General features: G+C 64.6%; 23 protein-coding genes and 1 pseudogene. 11 read left to right on the forward strand and 13 right to left on the reverse strand.

Translation table 11 applies throughout. The features are described 5' to 3' along the window. Both GSQ95_RS11075 and GSQ95_RS11080 read right to left on the reverse strand, forming a co-directional pair. Positions 1-191 (reverse strand): putative inorganic carbon transporter subunit DabA (locus GSQ95_RS11075; RefSeq protein ID WP_158973796.1); only part of this gene is annotated, 191 nt, incomplete at its 3' end. After that, the gene (locus tag GSQ95_RS11080; RefSeq protein ID WP_158890556.1) at positions 188-1,714 is read right to left on the reverse strand and encodes an NADH-quinone oxidoreductase subunit L; all 1,527 of its coding nucleotides are present in this window, start codon (positions 1,712-1,714) and stop codon (positions 188-190) included. The genes GSQ95_RS11075 and GSQ95_RS11080, both read right to left, overlap by 4 nt. Before the next feature lie 103 nt (positions 1,715-1,817). On the opposite strand from GSQ95_RS11080, the gene GSQ95_RS11085 reads away from it, so the two are divergent. After that, entirely contained in the window at positions 1,818-2,750 is a 933-nt protein-coding gene (locus tag GSQ95_RS11085; RefSeq protein WP_158890554.1) for a LysR family transcriptional regulator, read from the forward strand. A 109-nt stretch (positions 2,751-2,859) separates the two neighbouring features. Here GSQ95_RS11085 and GSQ95_RS11090 read toward each other — a convergent pair whose 3' ends face one another. From GSQ95_RS11090 to GSQ95_RS11105, 4 genes are all read right to left on the reverse strand, one after another. Next, positions 2,860-4,188: an MFS transporter gene (locus tag GSQ95_RS11090; RefSeq protein WP_158890552.1), complete on the reverse strand. Its 1,329-nt coding sequence runs from the start codon at positions 4,186-4,188 to the stop codon at positions 2,860-2,862. Between the two features lie 84 nt (positions 4,189-4,272). Further along, positions 4,273-5,118, reverse strand: coding sequence for an NAD(P)-dependent oxidoreductase (locus tag GSQ95_RS11095; RefSeq protein WP_158890550.1), 846 nt, complete (start codon positions 5,116-5,118; stop codon positions 4,273-4,275). 8 nt (positions 5,119-5,126) lie between these two features. Then, positions 5,127-6,128, reverse strand: a complete 1,002-nt coding sequence (locus GSQ95_RS11100) for a transketolase family protein (RefSeq protein WP_158890548.1) — start codon at positions 6,126-6,128, stop codon at positions 5,127-5,129. Between the two features lies 1 nt (position 6,129). Continuing rightward, positions 6,130-7,002, reverse strand: coding sequence for a transketolase (locus GSQ95_RS11105; protein WP_158890575.1), 873 nt, complete (start codon positions 7,000-7,002; stop codon positions 6,130-6,132). A 165-nt stretch (positions 7,003-7,167) separates the two neighbouring features. Between GSQ95_RS11105 and GSQ95_RS11110 the strand changes: the two genes are divergently transcribed. Next, positions 7,168-8,034 carry a LysR substrate-binding domain-containing protein gene (locus tag GSQ95_RS11110; protein ID WP_256664550.1) on the forward strand — a complete coding sequence of 289 codons (867 nt, stop codon included), beginning with the start codon at positions 7,168-7,170 and terminating at the stop codon, positions 8,032-8,034. Between the two features lie 66 nt (positions 8,035-8,100). Here GSQ95_RS11110 and GSQ95_RS11115 read toward each other — a convergent pair whose 3' ends face one another. Together GSQ95_RS11115 and GSQ95_RS11120 are read right to left on the reverse strand one after the other, a co-directional pair. Continuing rightward, entirely contained in the window at positions 8,101-8,970 is an 870-nt protein-coding gene (locus tag GSQ95_RS11115; RefSeq protein ID WP_158890544.1) for an NAD(P)-dependent oxidoreductase, read from the reverse strand. 15 nt (positions 8,971-8,985) lie between these two features. Further along, positions 8,986-9,606: an RraA family protein gene (locus GSQ95_RS11120; protein ID WP_158890542.1), complete on the reverse strand. Its 621-nt coding sequence runs from the start codon at positions 9,604-9,606 to the stop codon at positions 8,986-8,988. A gap of 97 nt (positions 9,607-9,703) precedes the next feature. Between GSQ95_RS11120 and GSQ95_RS11125 the strand changes: the two genes are divergently transcribed. After that, the gene (locus tag GSQ95_RS11125) at positions 9,704-10,603 is read left to right on the forward strand and encodes a LysR family transcriptional regulator (RefSeq protein WP_158890540.1); all 900 of its coding nucleotides are present in this window, start codon (positions 9,704-9,706) and stop codon (positions 10,601-10,603) included. Positions 10,604-10,682: 79 nt separating this feature from the next. On the opposite strand, the gene GSQ95_RS11130 is transcribed toward GSQ95_RS11125, so the two are convergent. Then, a complete protein-coding gene (locus GSQ95_RS11130; protein WP_158890538.1) occupies positions 10,683-12,056 on the reverse strand; it encodes an MFS transporter in 1,374 nt (457 codons plus the stop codon). A 356-nt stretch (positions 12,057-12,412) separates the two neighbouring features. Between GSQ95_RS11130 and GSQ95_RS11135 the strand changes: the two genes are divergently transcribed. Both GSQ95_RS11135 and GSQ95_RS11140 read left to right on the forward strand, forming a co-directional pair. Further along, positions 12,413-14,428 (forward strand): U32 family peptidase, encoded by a 2,016-nt coding sequence (locus tag GSQ95_RS11135; protein WP_158890536.1) that lies wholly within the window; start codon positions 12,413-12,415, stop codon positions 14,426-14,428. A 493-nt stretch (positions 14,429-14,921) separates the two neighbouring features. Further along, positions 14,922-16,067 carry a mechanosensitive ion channel family protein gene (locus GSQ95_RS11140; protein ID WP_158890534.1) on the forward strand — a complete coding sequence of 382 codons (1,146 nt, stop codon included), beginning with the start codon at positions 14,922-14,924 and terminating at the stop codon, positions 16,065-16,067. An 87-nt stretch (positions 16,068-16,154) separates the two neighbouring features. On the opposite strand, the gene GSQ95_RS11145 is transcribed toward GSQ95_RS11140, so the two are convergent. Next, the gene (locus GSQ95_RS11145) at positions 16,155-16,859 is read right to left on the reverse strand and encodes a glutathione S-transferase family protein (protein ID WP_158890532.1); all 705 of its coding nucleotides are present in this window, start codon (positions 16,857-16,859) and stop codon (positions 16,155-16,157) included. A 307-nt stretch (positions 16,860-17,166) separates the two neighbouring features. On the opposite strand from GSQ95_RS11145, the gene GSQ95_RS11150 reads away from it, so the two are divergent. Both GSQ95_RS11150 and GSQ95_RS11155 read left to right on the forward strand, forming a co-directional pair. Next, positions 17,167-17,799, forward strand: coding sequence for a pyridoxamine 5'-phosphate oxidase family protein (locus GSQ95_RS11150; protein ID WP_158890530.1), 633 nt, complete (start codon positions 17,167-17,169; stop codon positions 17,797-17,799). A gap of 38 nt (positions 17,800-17,837) precedes the next feature. Further along, a pseudogene (locus GSQ95_RS11155) lies at positions 17,838-18,296 on the forward strand (DUF1993 family protein); the annotation flags it as partial. Between the two features lie 138 nt (positions 18,297-18,434). On the opposite strand, the gene GSQ95_RS11160 reads toward GSQ95_RS11155, so the two are convergent. Next, entirely contained in the window at positions 18,435-19,031 is a 597-nt protein-coding gene (locus GSQ95_RS11160) for an NUDIX domain-containing protein (RefSeq protein ID WP_158890528.1), read from the reverse strand. A gap of 104 nt (positions 19,032-19,135) precedes the next feature. Here GSQ95_RS11160 and GSQ95_RS11165 point away from each other — a divergent pair, with 104 nt between their 5' ends. Together GSQ95_RS11165 and GSQ95_RS11170 are read left to right on the forward strand one after the other, a co-directional pair. Continuing rightward, positions 19,136-19,888 (forward strand): DeoR/GlpR family DNA-binding transcription regulator, encoded by a 753-nt coding sequence (locus GSQ95_RS11165; protein ID WP_158890526.1) that lies wholly within the window; start codon positions 19,136-19,138, stop codon positions 19,886-19,888. 72 nt (positions 19,889-19,960) lie between these two features. Further along, positions 19,961-20,971: an alpha/beta hydrolase gene (locus GSQ95_RS11170; RefSeq protein ID WP_158890524.1), complete on the forward strand. Its 1,011-nt coding sequence runs from the start codon at positions 19,961-19,963 to the stop codon at positions 20,969-20,971. A 14-nt stretch (positions 20,972-20,985) separates the two neighbouring features. Here the strand turns inward: GSQ95_RS11170 and GSQ95_RS11175 are convergent, their stop codons facing one another. Both GSQ95_RS11175 and GSQ95_RS11180 read right to left on the reverse strand, forming a co-directional pair. Continuing rightward, positions 20,986-21,597, reverse strand: coding sequence for an NIPSNAP family protein (locus GSQ95_RS11175; protein ID WP_158890522.1), 612 nt, complete (start codon positions 21,595-21,597; stop codon positions 20,986-20,988). Positions 21,598-21,748: 151 nt separating this feature from the next. Beyond that, complete coding sequence (locus GSQ95_RS11180; RefSeq protein ID WP_158890520.1) at positions 21,749-23,224, reverse strand: MmgE/PrpD family protein; 1,476 nt, start codon at positions 23,222-23,224, stop codon at positions 21,749-21,751. Between the two features lie 109 nt (positions 23,225-23,333). On the opposite strand from GSQ95_RS11180, the gene GSQ95_RS11185 reads away from it, so the two are divergent. Then, positions 23,334-24,230 (forward strand): LysR family transcriptional regulator, encoded by an 897-nt coding sequence (locus GSQ95_RS11185; RefSeq protein ID WP_158890573.1) that lies wholly within the window; start codon positions 23,334-23,336, stop codon positions 24,228-24,230. Between the two features lie 298 nt (positions 24,231-24,528). After that, positions 24,529-25,518, forward strand: a 990-nt coding sequence (locus tag GSQ95_RS11190) for a methyl-accepting chemotaxis protein (RefSeq protein WP_158973798.1), incomplete at its 3' end; no start/stop codon positions are given.

Below are 25,518 nucleotides of genomic sequence, written 5' to 3' on the forward strand. Positions count from 1 at the left end.
AGGCGGCTGCCGGCGCGCTGCCAGAGCTGCGCGGCCACGCTCTGCCAGGCCTGATCGCGCCGCTCCCACAGCGGGTTGACGGCGATCATGCGATCCAGCGGCCAGGTCGGCGCGATGCGCGCACAGGCCTGGCGGGCCGCCTCGTGCAGCGCCTGGTGCTTGGGGCTGGAAAACATTTCGAAGGCAGTCATGGGCGGTCTCCAAGGGTTGCGCTCAGGGGCTGGGGCACACGCGCCGGCCACAGGCGGAAGGTCAGGCGGGTGAAGTGCTCATCCAGGTAGAAGCCGGCAAAGGCCAGCGGGTAGAGACGTTGCGCCAGGGCGCCGCGCGGCCGGGCCAGCAGCAGGCCCTGCAGCAGGTAGAGCCCGACCAGCATGACCATCGCCACCAGGGCCAGCGGCAGCGGCGCCGTGGCGAGGTGCTGGCCGAGGATCCAAACGGCCGCCTGATGCCACAGCAGGTAAGCGCCGAGCAGCAGGCCGAACATGAGCAAGCCATGGGCTGGCTGGTCGCGGCGCAGGGTCCAGGGCGCCAGGCCGATCGCCAGCAGCGTCAGGGCTATCAGCGGTAGCGCATGACTGGGCAGCAGCCAGGCGCAAAGCCCTTGCAGCAGCGCCAGCATCAGCGCGGCCACCAGCAGTGCGCGCAACAGCCCGCCCAGGTCGAGCGCCGCGGCCTGCGGCTGCAGGGCATGCTGGCGGGCGTGGGCGACCGTCTCACCCGCGGCCAGGAAGGCATGGGCCTTGTAGAGGGAGTGGGCCAGCAGGTGCACCAGCGCCAGTTCGTACAGCCCCAGCCCGCATTCCAGCAGCATCAGGCCCAGCTGCGCGCAGGTCGACCAGGCCAGGCGGACCTTGATGCTGATCCGGGTCATCATCACCAGCGCGGCCAGGACCGCGGTCAGGCCGCCGACCAGCACCAGCAGGCTCTGCGCCGGTACCGCGGCGGAAAACAGCGGGGCGAAGCGCAGCAGCACGAAGCCGCCCAGGTTGACCACCCCGGCATGCAGCAGGGCCGAAACCGGCGTGGGAGCCTCCATCACCTGGATCAGCCAGCCATGCACCGGCAACTGGGCCGATTTCAGGATCACCGTCAGCGCCAGCAGCAGCGCCGCGCCCTGCAGCTCCCAGCCGAGCGCACCACCCGCCTGCACCTGGGCGTTCACCGCGGCGAGGATCAGCGCGAGCTGGCTGCTACCGCCGGCCTGCACCAGCAGCAGGGTCGCCAGCAGCAGGCTGACATCGGCGAGGCGGCTGGCGAGGAATTTCTTGTGGGCCGCGACGACCGCCTGCGGGCGCTCGCGGTAGAAGGTCAGCAGTTGGTGCAGGCACAGGCTGGAGAGGATCCAGGCCCCGGCAATCAACAGCAGGTTACCGCTGGTGACCACCGTCGCCACCGCCGCCAGGGTGGCCAGCAGGGCGAGCACGTAGCGCCGCTGCCCTGCTTCCCCCTCCAGATAGCGCCGGGAATATTCGATGATCACCAGCGCCAGCAGGCTGATGAGTCCGGCCATCGCCAGGCCGAGGCGATCAGGGTGTTGGGTGCCGACGAACGCCTGTAGCCAGGCAGCCAGCACCAGCAAGACACCCAGATAACCCGCGACTCGCGCAGGTATCCAGAGTTGGCTCGGTGACGCGAGGCAGACCGCGGGCAACAGCGCCAGGGCATAGACCCAGCGCAATAGTGGGGCGAGGGAAAACAGCAGGCCAGACATCGTGCACACTCCATGGACACCAGATAGCGACAGTGTCCGGATGTGTACGAATTATTTAAAATAGATTGATAAGCACCTAACGTTCACTTTTGAAGAACGAAGCATGCGCCGACTCAATTTCCATCACCTGCACTACTTCTGGGCCGTCGCCAAGGAAGGCAATCTCACCCGCGCCGCCGAGGCGCTGCATGTCTCCCAATCCGCCCTCTCCACCCAGATCCGCGTGCTGGAAGACCAGCTCGGCCATTCCCTGTTCATCCGCTCCGGACGCAGTCTGCGGCTGACCGAAGCCGGGCAGCTGGTGCTGGACTACGCCGACACGATCTTCGCCCTGGGCAGCGAGTTGCAGGACACCCTGCAGAACACCCAGGAAGCCAACCAGACACTGCGCATCGGCTCCGTGGCGACCCTCTCGCGCAATTTCCAGGAGAACCTGCTGCGCCCTTTCCTCGGTCGTGAGGACCTGGTGCTGACCCTCGAATCCGGCAGCGTGGACGAATTGCTGGAGCGCCTGGCCCTGCACAAGCTGGACGTGGTGCTGACCAACCAGGCGGTGAGCGCCGACAGCCAGCGCACCTGGCAATGCCGCCTGCTCCATCGCCAGCCGGTGTGCCTGATCGGTCCGCCTCGCCAGGACAGCCGCCCCTTCGACCTCCACCGGGACCTGCAACAGGCCCGCCTGATCGTGCCCGGGCGCAGCAGCGACGTGCGCAGCCAGTTCGACGTCTATTGCAGTGGCCAGGGGCTGACGCCGCGCATCTGCGCCGAGGTCGACGACATGGCCCTGCTGCGTCTGCTCGCCCGCGACTCCGGCGACCTGGCCCTGCTGCCCGCCGTGGTGGTGCAGGACGAACTGCGCAGTGGCGCGCTGCAGCTCTACGCCGAAGTCCCCGAGATCGCCGAACGCTTCTATGCGGTAACGCTGCAGCGGCAGTTCAGGTTGAGCATTCTGGAGGAGTTGCTGGGGCGAGCGGCGGTGCCGGATGCCGTCTTGGCGCCAGAGCCCCTGGAAGCTGCGCCAGGAGACCCTGCCTGATCCCGCCATTGCGGCGGAGTCAGGCAGCTGTGCAAAACGGAAGCGCTAGCCGCATTGGGCGTTGATCCCCCGCCTCACGCGCGACGTCGTCGCGCTCGCGAGCCGAGCGTCAGCTCAGCGTGACGGGCCGCGGTGCCAGTACCGACTGCCGTTTGGTATGCGCGACCGCAGGCGCCGTTTCCGGCATTCGTAGCGCACAGAAGGTGGAAATGACGCCAAGCGAACTGAACAGGAGCGCAGGGCCCATCCAGCCCACCACTGCGAACAGCCCGGTCGCGAGGAATGGCAGCAGGCCCGCGATCATGGAGGCCCCGTTGTAGCCGAGGGAAATACCCGAGGTACGCACATTGGGCGGGAATTGCTCGGTGAACCAGCTGGCTTCGACGGCGAAGATCGGATCGTGACTAAGCAGCAGGGACAGCGCCACCGCGACGATGACCATGACGAACACGCCACTGTTGATCAGCAGGAACAGGGGTATGCCGAATGCAATGGTGAACAGCGATCCCAGCAGGAACACCGGCTTGCGCCCGATCCGATCGCTCAGGGCACCAAACAGCAGGTGGCTGAGCAGGCCGAGTGCCGACCCGATCATGGTCCCCCAGAGCACGTTTTCCTTGGTCGCGACCCCCGCCAGCAGGACGTAGGAGAGCATGAAGCTGGTCGCCAGGTAGTAGCCCCCGGTCTCGGCGAGCCGCAGACCGATGATCTGCAGGATCTTTCTCCAGTCGCTGCGGATCACTTCGAGCGCTGGCTGTTTCACCAGCTTGTTCTCCGCCTTCATCTTTTCGAATTCCGGAGATTCGCTGACCCCCATGCGGATGTACATGCCCACGCCGACCATTACCACCGACGCCAGGAATGGCGCTCGCCAGACCCAGTCGCCCTCGAACAGCGCGCCGGATGCCAGGAAGGCGCCATTGGCCATCAACAGGCCCAGCGGAATACCGATCTGCGGTACGGCGCCAAAGAAGCCTCTCCGGTGCGGCGGGGCATGCTCGCAGGCCATCAGCACCGCCCCGCCCCACTCGGCACCGAAGCCGATTCCCTGGATCATCCGGAGCAGGATCAGCAACAGTGGCGCGACCACGCCCGCTTGCTCGTAGGTCGGCAGGGCGCCGATCAAAACCGTGGCACCGCCCATGGCGATGAGCGACCAGAGCAGAATGGCCTTGCGCCCGATGCGGTCTCCGTAGTGGCCGGCCAGGTAACCCCCTAGGGGTCGCATGAAGAAGCCCACCGCCATGGTGGCGAAGGCCGCGAGGATGCCGACGATGGGTTCGGTCGTATGGAAGAACACGCTGCCGAACCAACCGGCAGCGGCCGTCCCGTAGATGAAGAAGTCATAGCTCTCCACCGCCGATCCGATCATGGAGGCGAAAGACACTTTTCCGGCACTGTCCCGAGCCGGCATGGCCTTGCTATCTGAAGGGTGCATGGATAACTCCGCTACCTATTGTTGTTGTAATGAGGCAGGTGCCTGCCTCTGGTGGTGAGGCCGAGAAACTGTGAACCGTCGGCGCTAGCGCCAAGTCTCGATGACGCGACTGTCATCCCGCTGACCGAGTCCCGCGGCGGCCGCTGCCTGGAAACGGGCATGGGCGGTGTCGAGCAGCGGTACCGCGGCCTGGCAGGCCTGGGCGGCCTCGGCGACTAGCCCACTGTCTTTCACGAAGATGTCCACCATGCTGGTCACACGGGTGTCCGTGCCTTCCAGCATGCGTGGGCCCCGGTCGCTAAGCATCCAGGAGCCGCCTGCGCCCTTCTCGACCAGTGCCAGCACCTGCTCCGGCTGCAGCCCCAGGGCGCGTGCCAGACTCAGCGCCTCGGCGGCCGCCACCAGGTGCACGGAGCACAGGTGCTGGTTGACCACCTTGATCGCCTGGCCATCGCCCACCTGGACGCCGGCATTCTTGAGCTCGCCCATGGCCTGCAAGACCGGCTCGCAACGGGCTACGGCTGCAGACGCCCCCGAGGCGAAGATCAGCAGGCTTCCGGTAAGGGCGCGGGCTACCCCGCCGGTGACCGGTGCATCCACGACCTGAACACCTAGCGCCTGAAGGCGGCTCGCCTGCTCACGGACGGACGCCGGTCCCACGGTGCTCATGATTATCCAGTGCTGGTCGGAACGCAGCCCACTGCACTGGCTGACCAGGGAGGCCAACTGCGCTGGCGTTGCCACCATCACTACCACGACGTCGGCATCGATCAGCGCCTGCCACTCGGCGACCGCTTCCAGCCCTTCCGCTGCCGCCCGCTTACGCGACGCCTCCGACAGCTCGATGCCGATGATCCGGTACCCGGCGCGCTGAATCTGTACCGCCATGGGCAAGCCGATGGCGCCCAGCCCTACGAAAGCTACGTTCATACTGCCTCCTAACCCAACCAGCTTTGAATGCGGGCGACCATGGCGGCCGTAGAAATGCCGTAGCGATCGTGCAGTGTCGGCAAGGCGCCGGCGTCGAGGAATTGATCAGGGAGGGCGATCTGCCGAAACTCCGGGTGCACGCGGGCGCGCAATAACGTCAGCGCGACCGCCTCGCTCAAGCCACCCACGGTGCTGTGATTCTCGGCCACTATGACCAGCCGTCCACTCCGGCGGCATTGCTCGATGAGGGTGGCCTCATCCAGCGGCTTGATGGTGGGTACATGCAACACCGCGACGTCGGCACTGCCATCCGCCATGGCTTCAGCGACTTCCAGCGCCCGTATGGTCATGATGCCGCTGGACACGATCAGCACATCGCGGCCGTCACGCAGCAACTTGGCCTTGCCCAGCTCGAACTGGTAATCGTATTGGTCCAGGACCATCGGCACCTTGCCTCGCAGCAGGCGCATATAGACGGGCCCCTGGTGAGCGGCGATGGCCGCGACCGCCTGGGTGGTATCCAGCGCGTCGCAGGGATCGACCACGGTCAGACCGGGTATCGCGCGCATCAGCGCAAGATCGTCGGTGGCCTGGTGGCTTGGGCCATACCCGGTGGTAAGCCCTGGCAGGGCCGCACAGATCTTGACGTTCAGATGCTCTTCGGCGATGACCTGATGGATGAAGTCATACGCCCGGCGGGTGGCGAACACGGCGTAGGTCGTAGCGAACGGCACCAGGCCTTCCTTCGCCAGACCACCAGCCGCTGCCATCAGGAGCTGCTCCGCCATGCCCATCTGCAGGTAACGCTCGGGAAACTCCCGGGCGAAGATGTGCAGATCTGTGTATTTGGAAAGATCCGCCGTCATCCCGACGATACGCTCGTCCCGTTTGGCTGCCGCGATGAGCGCCTGTCCGAAGGGCGCCGTCTCGGTACGCTGCCCCTCGCTGGCAATCGAGGCGATCATCGCCGAGGTGGTGAGGCGTGGCTTTTTGAGAGTATCGACGCTCATGTCACTGCGCTCCCTGCTGGTAGTGGCGATCGAGCACTTCGAGCGCCTGCTGCCATTCATGGGGCTCGACGCGAATGAAGTGGTTCTTTTCCCGAGCTTCGAGAAAGTCCACGCCCTTGCCCATCAGGGTGTCGAACAGGATGACCCGGGGCTTGGACTCGGTCAGCGCCATGGCGCTATCGAACGCCGCGAGCACGGCGGCCAGATCATTGCCGTCCACGCGCTGGACGTGCCAGCCGAAGGCCTGCCACTTGTCCACCAGCGGTTCAAATCCAAGGATGTCGTTGGAATCGCCGTCAGCCTGCTGTCTGTTCAAGTCCACCAGGGCAATGAGATTGCTCAACCCATGGTGCGCAGCCGACATTGCGGCCTCCCAGGTCGCTCCTTCGTCGAGTTCGCCATCGGACATGGAGTTGAAGACCCTCGCCGGGTTGTTCTTCAGCCGCAGTCCCAGCGCCATGCCAACTCCAATCGCCAGCCCTTGGCCAAGCGATCCACCGGAGATCTCCATGCCTGGCGTGTAGGTGGCCATTCCCGACATCGGCAGCCGACTGTCATCCGCGCCATAGCTCTCCAGCTCATTTTCGGGAATCACCTGCGCCTCCAGCAAGGCGGCATAGAGCGCTATCGCGTAATGACCATGGGAGAGCAGAAACCGATCTCGACCCTCCCACTCAGGATCGCTGAGGTCGAGATTCATGGCATGGCAATAGGCAACGGCCAGGACGTCAGCCCAACCGAGGGCCTGGCCCACATAACCCTGGCCCTGGACTTCACCCATACGCAAGGCAAAACGGCGGATGCGCCAGGCGTGATAGGCCAGACGCTCGAGCGGCTCCACTGCCGGAGCAGTGGCTACAGATCTTATTGTCATTATGGATTCCTCGATGTGCAGATCCACTCACGACAGGTGCTTAGAATTCATGCTAAGCAGAGCGAGTGGCCTGAAAACCAAGCTACCATCGAAAAAACAAGACCGACAAAGGAGTTTTTAACAACAGTGGATGAATTCAGTTCACGTATGAATCGGCTTAGACGCGTGCCCTTGACGACCTTCAGGGTCTTCGAAGCCGCCGGCAGAACCGAATCCTTTGCCATGGCCTCCCAGGAGCTGGGCATCACCTCCAGCGCGGTCAGCCACTCCATTCGCAAACTCGAGGAAAGCATCGAACTCACGCTGTTCGAACGCAGCACGCGCGAAGTCCGCCTCACCACCAAGGGCCGCCTATTGCTCGAACACGTTCAGCGCGGGCTGGGCGAGATGCATCGAGGACTTTCGCTCATTCAGACGGATGAACCGCCGCCGCTGCGGCTGCACACCGCGCCCAGCTTCGCGACCCAGTGGCTATTGCCCAGGCTGCCGGATTTCGTGAAGAAACATCCCCACATCGATCTGCGCTTCTCGGCGAGTACCGACTATGCACGCTTCGAGAATGACGACTTCGACCTCGACATCGTCTATGGCGAACCGCGGCAGGATTTCTGCGAACATGTGCCCCTGGCCGTCGAGCACCTCACCCCGCTTTGCAGCCCCACGCTGGCCGCAGCCATCAAGGCGCCGCAAGACCTGCACCAGCACACCCTGATCCAGTGCGATGTGCAGATGCTGCAGTGGAAGGGCTGGTTCGAGGCCAACCACCTGCTCCCCGCCCACCACTATGCTCTGCGCTTCGACCGCAGCGCCATGGCGATTGCCGCCGCGGTCAATGGCATGGGCGTGGTCCTGGAATCCACGCTGCTGGCCGAACGGGAACTGCAGGAGGGTCGTCTGGTAGCCCCCTTGCGCAGCCTGACCCACGACATCCAGTACGTAGGCCACTTTCTCGCCTATCCCAAGAGCCGGACCCGCAAAGAAGCGGCGGAAGTCTTCAAGAAATGGCTGCTGGATGAGTTGGGTGTTCGTTGACCCGGCATAAGGCTCGCCTAGGTCGGCAAGAGCGCCGAGCGATGAGCTTCGCTCGGCGCTGCACCGCTACCTCACCACGCCATTGGCCTTGAACAGCCAGGCAAAGGCCTGGTCCAGGGTCGGCGATGCCGTGTCGACAGGCTCGTGTGCGAGCTGCGCGGCTGTCCGCGCAAACACTTCCCTGACCCCCGGCAGCACCGCCACCGGCAGCTCGGCAGCCCGCAGTTGGCGTTCGGCCTCTTCCACTTCCTTGAGACGGCGCGGAGCGTGGACCACATGCGTCCTGATCAGGGCGCCGAGGAAGTCCCTGAGCGAAGCCTGGTCGATATCGCTCAGGGCATCGTGGAGCTGTTCTGTGACGCCCTGCTTCTCGGCCGCCATGAAGCACTCGATGGTCAGGGCTTCCAGGCCCTTGGTGAACACGCTGCGCAGGATTTTCAGGGCGGCCGCATCGCCCGCGGCGCCTCCTTCGACAGGCTTGAGCGGTGAACCGGCTTCGGCGAAGAGCGCGACCGCGCGCTCCAGGCCAATGCCGGCGCCCAGCAGATTGGTCTTCGCCTGCGTCAACGCGATGGCCCCTAGGATGGCCACGTCCACATAGGGGATCGAGCGCTCGGCCGCGATGGCCGCGGCTCGCCTGATCTGCTCCGGATCCGCGGTGGTCATGTCGATGAACAGCGCACCCGCCTGCATAAGGGCAAGCGCCTGCTCGGCGACCGGGAGCGAGACGGTGCCGAAAACGCAGGAGACGACGACGTCACAAGCGGCCACCGTGTCCGCTATCGAGGTGACGAGTGCCAGGTCATGTTCTTTCGCGAAGGCCTGGGCTCTGGGTGAAGGCTTGAGGTCACACAAGAGGATCTCGTGGCCCGCGGCCACCCAGGGGTGCGCATAGGTAAGACCCACTTCGCCTGCGCCGATAATCGCTAGCTTCATTTGCTTCTTCCGTAATCAATGGGCCGCGTAGGCGCCCCGGTAGGTTCCAGCGGCAATCTGCGCGAGCATTTCCGCTTCCTTGCGCTCGGTCGTCAGGCAACGGTCGAGCAACTCCGCCGCCTGGGCGATGGGAAAGGCGACAATGCCGTCATGGTCACCCACGACGAGGTCTCCTGGTGACACGATCATGTCGCCAATGCTCACCGGCACGTTGATCTCGCCCGGACCGTTCTTGTAGGGACCCCGGTGATAGCCCCCACGCGCGAAGATGGGAAAGCTGCCCTTGCTGATGGTTGCCAGGTCGCGGATCGCCCCATCGACGACGACCCCCGCGGCACCGCGCTTTTCCGCGATAGCCGCCATGATGTCACCCATCAGGGCGCGACTCAGGTCGCCGCCGCCATCGACCACCAGCACCTGGCCAGGGACGAGGAGCTCCAGCGCCTGGTGGATCGCCCGATTGTCGCCGGCCGGTACTTTGACGGTGAGCGCAAGGCCCGCCATGGTGCCTTCGATCCGGTGGAAGGGCCGCAGCCGAGCGCCTGGAAGCCGGTCGAGACAGTCGCTGATGATCGAGGTGGAGGTGCGGGCGAAGGCTTCGACCAGCGCGGTCGGACGGGAAGCGATGACGTTCATGGGGGCTCCTCTTGTTGGATGACGTCGAGGATAAGCTGGTGGCCAAATAGAAAAAGCGATATTAAGGTATGAACACTCATGCCCTGAAGGAATGCCAATGGTCACGCTACGGCAATTGCTGGCGCTGCATTGGATCGAACGTCTGGGTACCTTCGAAAGGGCTGCGGAACACCTCAACACCACCCAGTCGGCCATCTCGAAACGGGTGCAGGAGCTGGAGTCTTCCACCGGCCTGCAATTGTTCGATCGCTCGCAGCGGGGTGCCCGCTTCACCGCCGAGGGCGAGGAGCTGCTGGTCATCGCGCGGGAGATGCTCGATCTGAACGAACGCATCACCTCGCTCAAGGATGGCAAGCACGTCACCACGCGCCGTCTGCGACTGGGCGTTACCGAACTCACCGCCTGGACCTGGCTACCGCGCCTGGTCACACGACTGGTCGCGGACTTCCCCGGGCTGACCGTGGAACCCGAGGTCGACATGAGTCGCAACCTGCACGAGCGGCTGATGGACGACCTGGTCGACCTCATCGTGATCCCGGACACCTTCACCGCCCCCGAGGTCACCAGCGTGCCCCTGGCGACCGTGGAGAATGCCTGGATGGCTGCGCCGGGACTGGTGCGGAGTTCAGGCGTGGTGAGCCTGGCCGAGCTGGCTAGGTATCCCATGCTCATGCAGGGCAAGAAGTCAGGATCCGGCCTGTTCGTGAACCGCTGGCTGCATGCACGCGGAATAGAGCTGCCGAGGATCCTCTCCTCCGACAGCCTTACCGCCATGCTCGGCCTGGCCTCGGCGGGCCTGGGCGTCACCTATCTGCCACGCGAGTGTTTCCGCCCGCTGGTGAACGAAGGCAAGCTCGTCATCGTCGAGACCGATCCCGAGCTGCCACCGGTTCCCTACATGGCGATGTACCGCAACGACCGGCCCTCGACCTTCGTCGCCGAGATCGCCACGCTGGCGACGCAACTCTGCGACTTCACGAAACAGTTGCAGCGTTAGCCCGGTATCGCCAGACCTTCCTGCTGCCAGAAGCGGAGTGCAGCAGGTGGTTGCGAGCCGGAATCAGGATTGCGACGCCCTAGGTAGCAGAGGCCTCGACAGGCGCGGTAGCCGGCTCGGAAATGGTCAGCACGAAGGCCAGCGCGGCCAGGGAGCAGACGCCGAGGAAGATGAACACCGCCGTCCAGCTGTAGCTGTCCAGCAGGAAGCCGGTGATCAGCGGCGCCATGGCACCCCCTGCCTGGCCCGCGCTGTTGACCACGGAGGCAGCCACCGGATAGGTCGTTCTGGTCGTCAGTCCCATCGAATAGACCGAGAACGACGAGTAGCCGATATTGAGCAGAAAGCCAGTACCGAACAGCAACAGCCCGACCGCAAGCAGCCCATTGGGGGCGTAAACCAGCGCGACCATCATCACGCAGGTCGCTACCGCGCTGATCATCATGGTCGGCTTGCGACGGCGGTCCAGGATTCGATCCGACAGCCAGCCGCCGACGATATTGCCAAGCACCCCGCCAACGAAGGGCAAGGACGCCACGAAGCCGACCTGCATCAGCTCGAAGTGCTTCACCTCACCCAGGTACTTGGGGAGCCAGGCCAGGAGCACGTTCACCACACCGGTCATGAGCAGGTAGCCCAGACCACAGCCCCAGATGTTCCAGGATCTGAACACGGAGCGGGACGTATCCAGGACGGGGGTACGTTCATAGCGCAGCGCGCGGTCGAGCCTGCCAAAATCCCGGTGCTTGCGGACCGACTCGCTGTGCGCAGTCGTCTGGTCTTCGATGTGCTCGGCTTCGGCGTCACTGACCTGCTTGCAGGCCCGCGGGTCATTGGGGACGAGCCACCACCAGAGCAAGGCCAGCAGCACGCCAGGCAGGGCGAAGGCGATGAACATGGTGCGCCAGCCATCGAGCAGAATCAGCGCCGCCCCCAGTGGCGGTGCGATCACCGCACCCATCTTCGCGGCGGACAGGAACGCCCCGGTAGCCGTGCCCTTTTCCCGCGGCGGGAACCAGCGGTTTATAGTGCTCAGCATCGACAGCGGCAAGGCAGCTTCTGCCACGCCCAGGGCCGAGCGATAGAGCTTGAGCATGCCGATGCTGTGGGAGGTGCCGATCAGCAGCGTCACCAGCGACGTCAGCCCAATCGCTGCGGGAGCGACCACGCGTACGCTGACCTTGCTCAGCAGAAAGCCTGCCGGTATCTGCCCCAGCGAATAGAACAGGAAGAAGGCACTGACCAGCAGCCCCACCTCGGCATTGGTCGCGCCGAACTCCTTCTGGATATAGGGCAAGGCGATGCCGATATTGGCCCGATCGGCTGCAGCGAGCATGTACACGACCACGATGACCGCCAGTACCACCCAGCGATAGCGGGTCCTGGCCCGCGTCTGTAGCGCTGACCGTTCCGCTACTGTCGGCGCCGGCTTTGAAGCCAGGGATTCGGTCATGAGTCCTCCGATTTTTATGTTTATTAAAGGTGACGGAGGTTTTACGATGACCCATTAATGGAAAAAAGCGATAAAGAGGAACAGGCATTCATTCCCCTTTGGAATGCGCTTACGCCATATCCGGTGGAATGTCGGTGCTTGAGCCCTTGGCAGCCGCAACTCCAACTGCCCCGCTGCGCCCCCGCACCGGGATGCCGGCCGGAAACACGGATGCCCCTTGATCAACAGGCGAGTCTGTAGATCCTCTTTCCAATTGATGGACTGGCGCCAACCACCCAGCACCCCGGGCGTGCCCTCCTCCCCCTCGCCCGCTACAATGCGGCTTGCCGTGCCACGCCTGATCGAGAAGAATCGCCATGTCCCTGCCCAAGCACCATCTGGAATTGCTCAGCCCTGCCCGCGATGTCGGTATCGCGCGAGAGGCGATCCTGCATGGGGCCGATGCCATCTACATTGGCGGGCCGAGCTTCGGGGCGCGGCACAATGCCTGCAACGAGGTCAGCGAGATCGCCGAGCTGGTGAAATTCGCCCGGCGCTATCACGCGCGGGTGTTCACCACCATCAACACCATCCTGCATGACGACGAGCTGGAGCCGGCACGCACGCTGATCCACCAGCTGTACGACGCCGGCGTGGATGCGCTGATCGTGCAGGACCTGGGCGTGCTGGAACTGGACATCCCACCGATCGAGCTGCATGCCAGCACCCAGACCGACATCCGCACCCTGGCGCGAGCCAAGTTTCTCGATCAGGCCGGCTTCTCCCAGCTGGTATTGGCGCGCGAGCTGAATCTGCAGGAAATCTCGGCCATCGCCGCCGAGACCGACGCAGCCGTCGAATTCTTCATCCATGGCGCCCTGTGCGTGGCCTTCTCCGGCCAGTGCAACATCTCCCATGCCCAGACCGGCCGCAGCGCCAACCGGGGCGACTGCTCCCAGGCCTGCCGCCTGCCCTACACCCTGAAGGACGACCAGGGTCGGGTGGTGGCCTTCGAGAAGCACCTGCTGTCGATGAAGGACAACAACCAGAGCGCCAACCTGCGTGCCCTGGTCGAGGCCGGCGTGCGCTCCTTCAAGATCGAGGGGCGTTACAAGGACATGGGCTACGTGAAGAACATCACCGCCTACTACCGCCAGTTGCTCGACGAGATCCTCGAAGACCGCACCGACCTGGCGCGCGCCTCCAGCGGCCGCACGGCGCACTTCTTCGTGCCCGATCCGGACAAGACCTTCCATCGCGGCAGCACCGACTACTTCGTCACCGACCGCAAGGTGGACATCGGCGCCTTCGACTCGCCGACCTTTACCGGGCTGCCGGTGGGTCAGGTGGAAAAGGTCGGCAAGCGCGACTTCATCGCCGTGACCGAAGAGCCGCTGTCCAACGGCGACGGCCTCAACGTGCTGGTCAAGCGCGAGGTGGTGGGCTTTCGCGCCAACGTCGCCGAGCTGAAGGGCGAATTCGAAGAAGACGGGGCGAAGCGCTATCGCTATCGCGTCGAACCCAATGAGATGCCCGAGGGGCTGTTCCGCCTGCGGCCGAATCATCCGCTGTCGCGCAACCTGGACCACAACTGGCAGCAGGCGCTGCTCAAGACCAGCGCCGAGCGCCGCATCGGCGTGCGCTGGCAGGCTGAGCTGCGCGAGCAGCGATTGCAGCTGACCGCCACCAGTGAGGAAGGCGTGAGCGTCACCGTTGCCCTGGACGGCCCCTTCGGCATGGCCAACAAGCCGGAGCAGGCGCTGGATGGGCTGCGCGATCTGCTGACCCAGCTGGGCACCACCGAATATCACGCGCTGGACGTGACCCTGGATGCCCCCCAGGCCTTCTTCGTACCCAATTCGCAACTCAAGGCGCTGCGCCGCGAAGCCATCGAGCAGTTGACCGCGGCGCGCATCGCCGCCCACCCGCGCGGCCGGCGCAAGGCCGAGACCAGTCCGCCGCCGGTGTACCCCGAGTCGCACCTGTCGTTTCTCTACAACGTCTACAACCAGAAGGCCCGTGACTTCTACCACCGCCACGGCGTGCAACTGATCGATGCCGCCTACGAGGCCCACGAAGAGCCTGGCGAGGTGCCGGTGATGATCACCAAGCACTGCCTGCGCTTCTCCTTCAACCTCTGCCCCAAGCAGGCCAAGGGCGTCACCGGCGTGCGCACCAAGGTCGCGCCCATGCAACTGGTCCACGGCGACGAGGTGCTGACCCTGAAGTTCGACTGCAAGCCCTGCGAGATGCATGTGGTGGGCAAGATGAAGGGCCATATCCTCGACCTGCCGCTGCCGGGCAGCCAGGCCGCGGCCAAGGCGCTGGCCAGCATCAGTCCGGAAGACCTGCTCAAGACCATCCGCAACAAGCCGACCGGGTACAGTCACTGAGCCCGGCAAGGCGCTCGGGACTGATCTGCACCGAGGTCTCGCACACCAGCTGATCACCCGGAGGCCCAGCCGGCTGGGATGCTGTCGATCACCCGGTCGGGCCGCCACGTCCTGCTTCCCTGAGCGCGACCGGCGCTCGATCCTCCCGCCTGTCCCTCTCCTTTAGCACCTGCCGTCGAGGGCGGGCGAGCCCACTTTTTGTCAACCTGGCAGCGCCCGCCGCAACCACCGGGCCAGAGGCGCTCGCGCCTGATAGCCGACTGGCCGGCCCGCGTCGAACAGCCCCGGACCCGGAAAAAAAGTGCACGGCACCGCCACAATGGACTCCAACCTGGCTGATGTCTGCCGCGGTTTCCTGGCTGAATGGCCGAGCCGGCGGACAGCGTCCTGTGTTCCAGTTGACCAAGAGCGCGCTGGGATAAAACGAGTCGCGACCGCGCCTGCGCGGCCGAGTCGTGGCGATTTCTGAACCGGCTAGAAGACCCCCTGCTTTATGGATCTCGGATTTTTCAACACCCTGCTATCGACCAGTCTGCTCGGCATCTCGCTGGCCAACTGGCTCGCCATGCTGTGCATCATCCTGCTCAGCTTCACCCTCGCCCGCACCGTCATCGGCTTCGTCCTGAGAAATCTGCGGACCCGCGCCGAGAAACCGGGTGCCCATGTCAGCCATATCGCCATCCAGGTGCTCTCCAGCACCAGCAATACCCTGCTGTTGCTGGCCGCCATCCTGATCGGCGTGGGGATTCTGGATCTCCCCGAGCGCTGGCTGACGCGGGTCAGCAGCCTCTGGTTCGTGGTGGCGGCCTTGCAGGCCGGGCTGTGGGCCAATCGGGCGGTGGCCCTGGCGGTGCACCACTACTTCGTCAAGCACAGTCAGGCCGACATCTACCAGGGCAGCGCCCTGGCCACCCTGTCACTCTGGGGCGCCAAGGTGCTGCTCTGGGCCGTGGTCGGCCTGGCGATGCTGTCCAATCTTGGCGTCAACATCACCGCCTTCGTCGCCAGCCTCGGCGTGGGTGGCATCGCCATCGCCCTGGCGGTGCAGAACATCCTCGGCGATGTGTTCGCCTCCCTCTCCATCGCGGTGGACAAGCCCTTCGAGGTGGGCGACTTCATCGTCGTCGGCTCGCTGGCGGGCACCGTCGAGCACGTGGGCCTGAAGACCACCCGGATCCGAAGTCTGGGCGGCGAACAGATCGTCATGGCGAACGCCGAGACGATCGGCAGCACCATCCAGAACTACAAGAAGCTGCAGGAACGTCGCATCGTCTTCAAATTCGGCCTGACCTATGCCAGCCAGCCGCAGCAGATCAGGCAGGTTACTGCCGCCCTGAAAGACATCATTCAACGGCAGGACAAGACCCGCTTCGACCGGGCTCATATGCTGGCCTTCGGCGACAGCTCGCTGGACTTCGAGGTCGTCTACATCGTCCTGGATGCCAGCTACAACCTGTACATGGACATCCAGCAGGCGATCAATCTGGAGATGATGGAAGCCTTCGCCAAGATCGGCGTGCGCTTCGCCCTCTCCAGCAGAAGCCTGTATGTCGAATCCCTGCCCGGGGACTTCTTGGCCGAGCGGGATCGGCAGGAAGAGAGTGAGTCGGTTGGCCAGCACCAGCCAGTGATCCAGTAGGATTCCGCCAGGAACCCAGGGGTGCCGGCGCTGCCGTCGGGGCGTTCGTCCTGGTGGACGCCTCGCCGGCTCAGGCGCAGCGGCGGACTACCGCCCGGTTGCCGCGGGTGCCTGGCGCGCAACGCCAGCGTAGGCGTCGAGCATCCGCTCGCACCAGGCGGTGATGGGATCGTCCTGGGCCAGCAGCGCCTGGGCACTGACGATCCGCGCCCACTGAAAGGCGCCGAAGACGATGTGATCGGCATAGGCCGGGGCTTCGCCGGCCAGGTAATCCTGCACCGCCAGGGTACTGCGCAGGGGTTTCAGGACGTCGCGAAAGGCCTGCAGCGAGGTTTCGCGTTGCCCCGCCAGGGCCTCCAGCGACACGCCAAAAGCCGCCTCGCGTGTCCGCTTGAAATAGTCCTGGTCAGCTTCATCCAGCACCCCATGGACGTCGGGCAGGATCAAGCGCGCCAGCGCCGGATGGACACTGTCCGCGACCCATTGGTTGATGAAGCGCGTCGTGGCCTTGAGCGAGGCATCGCCCAACAGGGCAGGCCGCTCGGGGTACTGGCGATCCAGATACTCGGCGATGGCCCAGCTGTCGCTCACCCACTGGTCGCCGTCGACCAGCACCGGCACCTTGCCCTGGCCGGAAAAGGCGATGGCCTCCTTCTCGTGGAAGCGCCAGGCCACGGTCTCCACCGGCAACCCCTTGTGCGCCAGCGCCAGCCGTATGCGCCAGCAATAGGGGCTGAAGCGGCAGCTGTCGTCGGCGCCGGTCAGTTCGTACAGGCGTAAGGGTTGGGTCATCAGGAGGTTCCTTTTGGTCAGCCAATGGGGGGGTCGTGGGCGACTGTAGGGGCAGGTACAGGCACCGATCAGGTCTTCTGGGACAGCGGCAAACCGCTATAAGTACCCAACCGCTTGCGCTTTCTTTGGATCGCTATGGCGAAGGGCGCTAGCCAAGCGACGCTCGCGGGAACCTGCCCACAGCCCGGGCTCTCCCCTACCGTATCGGCTACAGTTCAGCCAACCCTTCGCCTGTCGCGAACGCCTGGCATCGGAAGAGCCAGGCGTGAGCCAAGGCGCGCAGAGCACAACGAATCAGGAGCCACGCATGGAGCAGGACAACCAGGAACAGGACTACATCACCTCGCTGGAATCGCTGGAAAGTCTCTACGGCGAGGTCGCGGCACCCTCGATCCTCAAGGAAACAGACCACATTCACCCTGCCTACCTGCCCTTCATCGAGGCGGCGTCCTTCGTGGTATTGGCCTCCTCAGGGCCCCAGGGACTGGATGCCTCGCCCCGCGGCGATGCGTCCGGCTTCGTGCAGGTCGAGGACACCAGGACGCTCTACCTGCCGGATCGCCGGGGCAACAACCGCCTGGATACGCTGCGCAACATCCTCCAGGATCCCCGGGTAGCGCTGCTGTTCCTGATTCCCGGCATTGGCGAGACGCTACGGATCAATGGCACCGCCCGTATAGCCGTCGACCCGGCGCTGCTGGCGCGCTTCGAGGTCAAGGGCCAGCGCCCGCGGACGGTACTGGAGATCAAAGTCAGCAGTGTCTACTTCCAGTGCAGCCGCGCGGTGATCAGGGCCGGCTTGTGGGATGCCACCAGGCACCTGCCGCGCAGTGCCCTGCCCTCTCCCGGGTCGATCCTCAAGCAGCTATGTCCGACCCAGATAGACGGCGATGCCTACGACCAGGCCCTGCCGCAGCGCATCGCCAACACCCTCTACTAGGCTGACCCACCCGCTTCCGGACCCAGCAAGGACCCGCCATGACCCTCACGGATATTCTCGTCCCCACCTACAGGAATCTGCTTGGCGCCCTGGCGGCCTGGCTCGGCAAGGCCGAGGCCCAACGGCCGGATGGCGCGGCCGAGACGCTGCTGGCCGCCCGCCTGGCGCCCGACATGTTTCCCCTCGCCACCCAGATCCGCTTCGCCTGCGTCCAGGCCCAGGAAGGAATGTTGAGACTGCACGACCAGGCCTTTCCACCCGAATTGACAGACTTGCTCAACGAAGGCCGCAACGCCGGCGAACAACCGGGCACCCTCGCCCAGGCTCAGACCCGCATCCGCGAAACCCTGGACAGGATAGAGGCGATCGCAGGCCCAGGCCTTCCCATCCAGGAAGGCGCACCGGTCGCCCACGAACTGCCCCAGGGCCTGGTATTCGATTTCACGGCCGAGCAGTACGTCCGCGACTGGGCCCTGCCGCAGTTCTACTTCCATGTGGTGACCGCCTACGCCATCCTGCGCGCCCAGGGCGTGGAGCTGGGCAAGGCCGACTATATCGCCCAGGTGCTGCCCTGCCTGCGCCCCGGGGCGTCGCCCTGGCCGCCAAGCGGCGAACGCCCAAGGCAGCCCTGGCGATCAGCTGACCGCCAGGCGCGGCATGAGCCTCAGGGCCGCGTACTGCAGCAGCATGATGGTCTTGCCGTCGCGCAGGATCCCGGCATCGATCATCGCCAGCGCCTCCTCCAGCTCGACTTCGAGTACGGCGATGTCCTCGCCCTCCGCGACATTGCCACCGCCGGCCGACTTGCGATCGCCCGGAGCGTACTCGCCAACGAAGAAATGCAGCCGCTCGGTCACCGAACCGGGACTCATGAAGGCATCGAACACCTGCCGCACTTCCCGCACCTGAAAGCCCGTCTCCTCCTCGACCTCGGCGCGAATGCGCACCTCGGGCTCGGCCGCGTCCAGCAGGCCGGCGGGCGCCTCGATCAGCAGATCGTCATGCCCATTGACGAAAGCCGGATAGCGCAGCTGGCGCGTTAGCACCACGGTGCGCCGCTGGGGATCGTAGAGCAGGATGGTCGCGCCATTGCCGCGATCGTAGGTCTCTCGCGATTGCCGCTGCCAGGTGCCGTCACTGCGCAGGAAGGCGAAGGTGGTTTTCTTCAGCACGAACCAGTCGTCAGATAAAACCTCGACCTCTTCGACACGAATACGCGGGGCGATGCTCATGGGCAGTCCTCTGGGTTGGCGAGCGGTGTTTACCGCCCTGGGGCTTCGCGCTAGAATTCGTGCAGTTTCGTGCAACGTCAAGAATTTTCGTGCAGGGGTCCCGGATGCTCACCCGTGAACGCAAGGCGCTTATCCAGCAGGTACTGCGCCAGGAAGGACGGCTGGTCGCCAAGACCTTCAGCCAGCAGCTGGGGGTCTCGGAAGACACCATTCGCCGCGATCTGCGGGAACTGGCGGCTGACGGTGTGCTGCAACGCGTGCATGGCGGTGCCTTGCCGGCTTCGGCGGCGGTCGCGGACTACGCCAGGCGCGAAGAGGCTTCCACGGCCAGCAAGGTGGCCCTCGGCCGGGCGGGTGCACGCTTGATCCAGCCAGGGCAGATCGTCTTTCTCGATGGCGGCACGACCAATGTCCAACTCGTCCGCCAGCTGCCCAAGGACCTCGAGATCACGGTGGTGACCCATAGCCCGAACATCGCGGTGGCGCTGGTCGAGCATCCGCTGATCGAGGTCGAGCTCGTGGGCGGCCGCCTGTTCAAGCATTCCATCGTCACCCTGGGGGCAGCCTGCGCGGAGGCCATCGCCCGGGTGCGCGTGGATAGCTACTTCATGGGCGTGACCGGCCTGCATCCGGAAACCGGCGCCACTACGGGCAATGCCGAGGAAGCCGCGATCAAGCGAATCATCAGCCGCCAGGCGGCGGAGACCCTGGTCCTGGCGACGCGGGAAAAACTCGGCGCGGCCTCGCCCTACGGCATCATCCCGCTGGCCGACGTCAGTACGCTGATAACGGATGCGACGCCTGACGATGAGGTGCTCGGCGCGCTGAGCGCGGCAGTATCCGTGATCCATGCCTGATGCCCGACGACCGGGAGTGGCGACTCGCCCCTCCATCGCCGTCCCCCACTGCACCCAATACCGGAGTCGCTTATGGCCAAGGCCGTGACCACCCTTCCGTCTGAAGGCGTGTCGGTGCCGCAACGCATCGTGCCCTTTCCCACCTTGATCAGCGCATCGGCGAGGGCTGCGCTGCAACGCCTGGTCACTGCCCAGGGTCTTCCGGTCAATGCGCTTCAGCCGCTACCGCCGCTAGCGGACAAGGCAGCCTGGCAAGCGCTCAAGGACCAGGTAAACGACCACTACGCAGCGGCGGTGAAAGGCATGGCGAGCCACCCCCGCGCCAGTGTCGACACCCTGATCCTCGGTGAAACCGAAATCCATGTCGCCACGCCTGAAGGATCGGCACACCCCCAGCGGGCCTGTATCGACCTGCACGGCGGCGCCCTGCTGTTCGGTGGTGGCGCGGCCTGCCGCGCGAGCGCGCGGCAGCAGGCGGACCGCTACGGTATCCGCTGCTATGGCGTGGACTATCGCTTGCCGCCTGAACATCCCTACCCCGCCGCGCTGGATGACTGCCTCGTGGCCTATCGGCATGCGCTGAGCCAGTACTCCCCCGCCGATATCGTTCTCATCGGACGTTCGGCGGGTGGCAACCTGGCGCTGGCGACGCTCTTGCGCGGTCGCGACGAAGGTCTACCGATGCCCGCCGGGCTGGTGCTGCTGTCACCCGAGGTCGACCTGACCGAATCCGGCGACAGCTTCCACACCAACCGCCATGTGGATGTGGTGCTGCCCCTGCCCCTGATGCCCATCAATCAACTCTATGCGGGCGACGCGGATCTCGCCCACCCCTATCTTTCGCCCTTGTTCGGCCAGCTTGAGGGATTGCCGCCCACCTTCCTGCAAACGGGTACCCGCGATCTCTTCCTGTCCAACGCGGCGCGCCTGCATCGGGGGTTACGCCGGGCCAAGGTGCCGGTCGAGCTCTACCTCGGCGAAGGCATGCCCCACGGCGGTTTCATGGGCGGAACAGCAGAGGATGACGACCTGGCGGAAGAGCTTCGCGGCTTCGTCGAGGCCCTTTGGTGCCGCCAGGCGTGATCGCCGAGCGTTGCCTAGCGTAGGCGCGAACGCTCGCCCGCCAGGGCGATCAGGGACGTGGCACGCTCAATCTGTTCGGGTGCGCCGCGGGGCGGCCACAGCCCTGCCGCATAGTGCGTTGCCCGCAGGTCGAAACGCTGCTGTATGGATTCGAAGCCCCAGATGTGCGTGATACGCAGGGGGCCGTCCAGGGCGACCATGTTGGTCACCAGGTGGTCGGTATAGGCTTTAGCCGGCTCCAGCGCCGCCTGCCAGGCGGCGACCGTAACTGGCAGGCCACCCGGTTTCAGCCAATAGGTGCGAAATTCGTAGAGACCGCCAAGGGCGCGCGGTTTGATGGCCGGAAGAAAGTCGAAGGCCTGGTAGCTCTCCTGTCGCACGGACCGGATCAGCCCCTTGTCCTTGAATGGCTGGGCACTCTGGTTGTAGCGCTGGCGTTCCGTCGCCAACTCGTCATAGCTGGCAAAGCTGCGCAAGATCAGGACCACGCCGAGCTCGCCGATTTCGGAATGCCAATAACCCAGGATAGGTCCGGCGTCCGCGTCTGCCAGCCAATTCACGGCCGCGGTCGAGATCCTCGGCAGCTCGAGCAGTGGGCCCGACAGCTTGGTCAGCTCATAAATCATGTTGACGTCTCCCTGCACGAATCAGGATCGATAATCAGGCGTGCCTTCATGAAGCCAACCGGGAACCGTCCAAAGACGGCACGGGCACCGGGAGAATCGCTGCAGCGATTCTTAATGCCAGCACCTCTTCAGACCCCGCGGCAGACCCGCACTACGCTGCCCCCTGCCGGGCGGCTCGAGCGATCTGGCCCGCATCCGCCAGCTGCTCCACCTTCCAGCAGGTATCGATCAGTGCCGAGGTCTGCTTGGCCGGCAGGATGCCTTCGGCAAGGTCACTGAATTTGGCTTCGAGCTGCTCGTCGGTCATGGGCACCTCCACGCTGCCGATGGCGTGCTCGATATATTTATGCAGCTCGCGGCCATCCTTGAGCACGACGACCATGTCCACCTGCTGCGGCTTGATCCCAGGATCGACCGTGGCCATTATTTTGCCTCGCAAGGCAACCACTGCGGGGTCCTGCACCGCCTGATCGCTGTATTGTCGCTCCCCCGCGGCGCCCTGGATCAGCGCGATGGCCACCGAATGGTAGATGCTGAACTTGCCTTCCAGGCCCGTCGTGGGGGTCTGCTTGCCGGTCAGTTCCAGCACCAGCGGATGGACGCGCAGGCGCACCTCGGCGATCTGTTCGGGCTTGAGCTGATACTGGTTGCGCAGCTGGATGGCCGCATCCAGCGCCGGATGGATGACGATGCCACAGGCGAAGGGCTTATAGGTGTTGAGGGCTGCTTCGTAGCGAGTACCCAGGCCTTCGGTAATCTGCGCGAAGTCCTGCTTGGTGCTGATGGTGTGAGCCCAGCCGCGCTTGGCTTCGAGCATCCCCTGGGAACTGGTGAAATCCTGCGCCGCCAGCAAGGCGGCGAAGAGCCCGTTGCTGGCCGCCCGACCGGGATTGAAGCTCTTGTTCATGGAGCCGAAGGATTCCCGCAAGCCCACCGGCTGGGACGCGGCCAGGCCCAGCGCCCAGACCATCTGCTGCTCACTGAGCCCCAGCAGCTTGCCGGCCGCCGCCGCCGCGCCGAATACCCCCGCCGTGCCGGTGATATGCCAGCCCACATCATAGTGATTGGGGTAGACGGCATTGCCGATGCGGCACTCGGTTTCCACACCCAGCACGAGGGCATTCAGAAAATCCGCTCCCGTCACCGGCCGGTATTCGGCCAGCGCGAGGATGGCGGATACCACAGGTCCTGCGGGATGGATGATGGTTTTCAGATGGGTGTCATCGTAGTCGAAGATATGACTCGCCACGCCGTTGAGAAAGGCGGCATTCATGATGTCGAGTCGCTCGGTCCGGCCGAGCAAACTGGCCTGTTCAGGCCCGGAGAACGGCTGAAGCGCACGCAGCGCGCGAACGACCGTTTCATCGTGCGAGCCGCCCACGGCGACACCCACCCAGTTGAGCAGAGTCCGTATCCCTTCCTTGCGCACCTTCGCCGGCAGGTCTTCGAAGCGGGCCTTGACCAGATAGGCCGCCAGGATACGGGTAGTGTTCTCGCCCTGCTTGGCTGCCGGCGGGGATGCGACGGCTGGGGCGGCATTAGCTGCCAGGGAAAAGCGGGGCACGGCAGCGGCGGCCGAGGCGACGGCGCTGAGCTTGAGCAAGGTGCGACGATTGAAGGGAATCATGCAAGGCTCCGATGTTGTGTTTTTGCTGGGCGTTGCGCGCTTGCACAGCATGAGTCAGCAGCGCGCCAAACTTAACTGCATTTATCAAATGGACCCATGCATGAAAAACATGAATGTTGATATGGGCGATCTGCGTGCCTTTGTCGCCGTGGCGGATCTTGGCAGCTTTGCCGCCGCCGCACGGGAGCTACATCTGTCCCAACCTGCGCTGTCCCGCCGCATCATCAAGCTGGAGACCAGCGTTGGCGTCCGCCTGCTCAATCGCACCACGCGCCGTATCGAACTCAGCGCGCCTGGCCGAGCCTTTCTCGGGCGCGCTCGGCAGGTTCTCAACGACTTCGACGAGTCGCTGCTGGACGTAACGGATGCGGCGAACCGTCTGACCGGCGAGGTCACCCTGGCTTGCGTCCCCACGGCGGTCAATCAGCTCTTGCCCCAGGTGCTCGAGCAGTATCAACAGCAGTATCCGCGCATTCTGGTGCGGCTGATGGACGAAGGCGCCAGCGATGTACTGACCCGAGTGACGCGTGGCGAGGCGGACTTCGGCATCAACTACCTGGGTGCCCAGGAAGGCAATCTGGTGTTCGAACCTCTGCATGAGGACGACTTCGTGCTGGTCTGCCGCAGCACTCATCCCTTGGCTGCGCGCGCTGCAGTGCGCTGGGCAGAGCTCGAGGGTCACAGCTACATCTCGGTCAACAAGGCCAGTGGCAATCGCATGCTGCTGGATCTGGCCCTGGCCAAGATCCCCAACCTGCCCAAACCGGTTCTGGAAGCGCGACACGTAAGAACGGTGATCGATCTGGTGGCCGCCGGACTGGGCGTGGCCACGGTACCGGGTCTGGCCATTCCCGGCAGTGCGCTCGACACCTGTCTGGTTGCCGTGCCCCTGGTTGAACCCTCCATCACCCGTTCACTGGGCATCGTTACCCGGCACGGCCAGCTACTCAGCCCGGCGGCCCAGCGGTTGCGCGAGCTGCTCAGACAGCAGGTGGCTGAGATCTAGCGCTTCGTTTCATTGCGCCATGCAGAGCAGTCGATCACGACAAAGGGAGTCTAGAGGCTAATCCAGGGTCCAGTGCGGTCCACCCGATTTGCTCGGTCTTCCCTTAAAAAGCTATTGCAACAACGTTTATTGGCCAAACTTCAAGTAAGTTCGGCGAATTGGCTGCCATTTGCAGAAGCGGCAAAGGGCCACCATAAACTTCCAGATATTCGATCCGAAAGCCTGACTATTGACGTCACCATCCCGTCGTCGCTTGCAGCTAGCTGTGATCGCTAGTCCTTTTCCGAGGAGCTTTCAGATGTTCAAGAATTTCCGGATTGGCACCCGCCTCATCGTGTCCTTCATCGCCGTGGCGTCCATCAGCCTGGTAGTGGGATTGGCGGGTCTGAGCAACAGCAGTCAGATCAACGATCTGGCGACTCAGCTCTATCAGAACGAATTGCTTGGGCTTTCCTATATCAAGGAGGCCAACATGAATCTGGTCTTCATTGGCCGCGCGCGCAGCAACTACCTGCTGGCAACCTCCGAAGAAGATCGCACTCGTGCCCAGGCCGAGGTCAAGCTGGGCCTGGCCAACGTGCGGGACAATCTCGCCAAGGCCCGCCCCCTCTTTAGCAGCGAGGCATCGGCCGCCAATTTCCGGCAGATCGACGAGCTGCTCGGCAGCTATACCTCTCAGCTGGACCAGGCCATGGCGATCGCCGGCAAGCGGACGCTGCGTGATGCCGATCCTGAGCTGGACAGTCAGCTGGTCAGTGTCCGCCGTTTTGGCGACCAGGTGGGCGTGCTGATGACCGAGCTGTCCAAGCGCAAGGAGCAGAACGCCAGCGACGCCAACGACCTCACCGACCAGATCTATGCCCGCAGCCGGGTCATGCTCATCGGCATCATCGCGGTGGGCGTGGCCTTTGGCATCCTGCTCGGCTTCCTGATGAGTCGCAGCATCACCCGGCCCCTGCGCGCCGCGGTCGCGATCGCCGATCGCCTGGCGGCGGGCGACCTCACCCAGCGCATCGACGCCGAAGGCCGGGACGAGACCGCCGCGCTGCTGCGCGCCATGGACGGCATGAACCAGCGCCTGTCGCAGATCATCAGCGACGTCCGCAGCGCCTCCGATGGCCTGGCCAGCGCCTCGGAGGAGATCTCCGCCACCGCCCAGAGCATCAGTCAGGCCAGCACCGAACAGGCGGCCTCGGTCGAGGAAACCAGCGCCAGCGTCGAGCAGATGTCGGCCTCCATCGCCCAGAACACCGAGAACGCCAAGGTCACCGACGGCATGGCCGGCAAG

The sequence above is a fragment of the Pseudomonas sp. BAV 4579 genome (assembly GCF_009765395.1).
Classification (GTDB): domain Bacteria; phylum Pseudomonadota; class Gammaproteobacteria; order Pseudomonadales; family Pseudomonadaceae; genus Chryseomonas; species Chryseomonas aestiva.